This window comes from Roseateles sp. P5_B10, from assembly GCF_056400485.1.
Genome location: NZ_JBFULE010000697.1, coordinates 1 through 2,765, shown reverse-complemented (window position 1 = coordinate 2,765; position 2,765 = coordinate 1). Strand labels below are relative to the sequence as shown.

The 2,765-nt window shown below is 66.1% G+C and carries 3 protein-coding genes; 1 reads left to right on the top strand and 2 read right to left on the bottom strand.

Annotated elements, in window-relative coordinates:
* The first annotated feature begins 166 nt into the window (after positions 1-166).
* A complete protein-coding gene (locus tag AC1DU6_RS26160; protein ID WP_477860684.1) occupies positions 167-1,360 on the top strand; it encodes a DUF1501 domain-containing protein in 1,194 nt (397 codons plus the stop codon).
* Here the strand turns inward: AC1DU6_RS26160 and AC1DU6_RS26155 are convergent.
* Positions 1,357-1,914: a flavodoxin family protein gene (locus AC1DU6_RS26155; RefSeq protein WP_056197620.1), complete on the bottom strand. Its 558-nt coding sequence runs from the start codon at positions 1,912-1,914 to the stop codon at positions 1,357-1,359. The two genes, AC1DU6_RS26160 and AC1DU6_RS26155, sit on opposite strands and share 4 nt — an antisense overlap.
* Positions 1,915-1,955: 41 nt before the next feature.
* Positions 1,956-2,678, bottom strand: a complete 723-nt coding sequence (locus tag AC1DU6_RS26150; protein WP_477860686.1) for a pirin family protein — start codon at positions 2,676-2,678, stop codon at positions 1,956-1,958.
* Positions 2,679-2,765: the final 87 nt, after the last annotated feature.

Here is a 2,765-nt window from a genome sequence, read left to right as displayed (position 1 = left end):
CCCAAGGACAGGCCAGCCTTCCCGCAGATCGCCCACCCGCTGTACTACGAGGGCATCGCCCCGCGCCTGGCCGCCGCCACGCAGCAGGCGCTGGGTCAGGCCACGTCGCCACAGGAATGGAACACCTACCTGCTGGCCTCCCCCGACTTCATGAACAGGTGACGCCATGAACCGACGCCTTTTGCTCCAGCTCGGCCTCGCTGGCCTTGGTACGGCCGCCCTGCCCACACAACTGTGGGCCGCGGCGGCCGACACGCYGCGCCTGCTCGTCGTCTTCCTGCGCGGTGCCTATGACGCGGCCAACCTGCTGGTGCCCACCTCATCCAGCTTCTACTACGAGGCCCGGCCCAACATCGCCATCGCCAAGACGGCCGCGCTGCCGCTGGACGCGAGCTGGGGCCTGTCGCCCGCGGTGGCCGACACCATCCACCCGCTTTGGCTCAAGGGCCAGGCCGCCTTCGTGCCCTTTGCCGGAACCAACGACACGACACGCAGCCATTTCGAAACCCAGGACCACATCGAGCTGGGCCAGGCCGACGAGGGTTCACGTGACTTCCGCAGCGGCTTCATGAACCGGCTGGCCGGCGTACTGGGTGCGGGCTCGCCCGTCAGTTCGAGGTTGGAAGCCATGGCCTTCACCGACCAGGTGCCGCTGATCCTGCGTGGCAACCTGCCCGTGGCCAACCAGGCACTGCGCGACCTCGGCAAGCCGGCCATCAACGCTGCTCAGGCGCAGGTCATCGCCGGCATGTACGCGGGCACACGCATGGCCAACACGGTCAGCGGCGGCTTCGAGGTGCGCGACGAGGTGTCACGCGAAATGGCCGGTGAAATGGAAGCGGCCAGCCGCGGTGCCATTGCCGCCAAGGGCTTTGCGCTCGAAGCACGGCGCATCGCACGGCTGATGCGCGAACGCGTGACCCTGGGTTTCATCGACGTCGGCGGCTGGGACACCCATGTGGGCCAGGGCGGTGCGACCGGCCAGCTTGCCACCAAGCTCGGTGAGCTCGGCCGCGGCCTGGCGCTGTTTGCCGACGAGATGGGGCCACAGTGGAACAACACCGTGGTGGTGGTGGTCAGCGAGTTTGGCCGCACCTTCCGCGAGAACGGCAACCGCGGCACCGACCATGGCCATGGCAGCGCCTACTGGGTGCTGGGCGGCGGTGTGAAGGGCGGGCGAATCGCCGGCGAACAGGTGGAGGTCAAGGCCGCCACGCTGTTCCAGAACCGCGACTACCCGGTGCTCAACGAGTACCGGGCGCTATTTGGCGGCCTGTTCAAGCGTATGTACGGCCTGAACGACGCGCAACTGGCCGCCGTCTTTCCCGGGGCCAGTGCGCGCGATCTGGGCCTGGTTTAAGCCTTGCTCAGTCGGGCGGCAACCGTCTTGATGCGCTCGCCGAAGGCCTTGGCCGTGGCGAAGTCGCCCGCGGCCATTTCGTCCGTGGAGGCGTCGCTGGGCGAGACCGTCATCAGGCCGCCGAAGGACGCGACGTAGTTGATGTCGTCGCGCGTCGAAGCCTTCTTGTTGGCCGGCATCATGCCCGTGCCCACCCACAGCATGGAGTGCTGCTGGCTCAGCGTGAAGAAGTAGTGCAGCGTCGACAGCTTGTCGCCGTTCATGGAGGCGCTGTTCGTGAAGCCGGCGGCCAGCTTGTCCTTCCAGCCCTGGCCGAACCAGACCTTGCTAGATGCGTCGGCAAACTTCTTGAACTGCCAGCTGGCCGCGCCCATGTAGGTGGGCGAACCGAAGACGATGGCGTCGGCCGCGGCCAGCGCTTCCCAGTCGGCGTCCTTCAGATTGCCTTCGGCGTCGATGGCGATGAGTTGGGCGCCCGCGCTCTCGGCAACGGTCTCGGCGATGCGCTTGGTGTGGCCGTAGCCGGAGTGGTAGACGACAACGATCTTGCTCATGGAGGAATTCCTCTGGGGGTGGGGGTGGGGGTGGGAAGAAATCAAGCGGCCAGGTCGAAGACCAGGACTTCGGCGTTCTTGCCGGCGGTCAACGCGAGGCGCGATGTTTCGCGAATCTGCAAGGCATCACCGGTTGCCAGGTCTTGTCCATTCACGCTGAGCGCGCCGCGCACGAGGTGCACATAGGCAAGGCGACCGGGCGCCAGCTCAAGTTCCGCTTGCTCGGCGCCATCGAACAGGCCCGCATACAGCTTGGCATCGGCATGGATGGTCACCGAGCCTTGCGAGCCGTCGTTGGCCGCGACGAGACGCAGCCGGCCGCGCTTGGAGCCGGCGTCGAAGTGCTTCTGCTCATAGCTCGGCGCGATGCCGCGGGCGTCAGGCTGGATCCAGATCTGCAGGAAGTGCGTCGTTTCGTCCTTGGCATGGTTGAACTCGCTGTGCATCACGCCGGTACCGGCGCTCATCCGCTGCACATCGCCGGGGCGGATGACACCAGCGTTCGCACCACCGGCCTCGCCGTTGCCCATGCTGTCCTTGTGCGCCAGTTCGCCGGAGAGCACGTAGCTGATGATCTCCATGTCGCGATGGCCGTGCGTGCCGAAGCCCTTGCCAGCAGCGACCTTGTCCTCGTTGATGACACGCAGCGGCCCGAAGCCCATGCGGGCCGGATCGTAGTAGTCAGCAAAGGAGAAGCTGTGGAAGGACTTCAGCCAGCCGTGGTCGGCGTAGCCGCGGTCACTGGACTTGATCAGTTGCATCACTGGGTTTTGCATGCTGGCTCCTTGCTTGTTGGCGATGGAGTCAATGTAGGAGCGACCGTCGTATCCGGGAGTCGGCCTGCGTTGAGG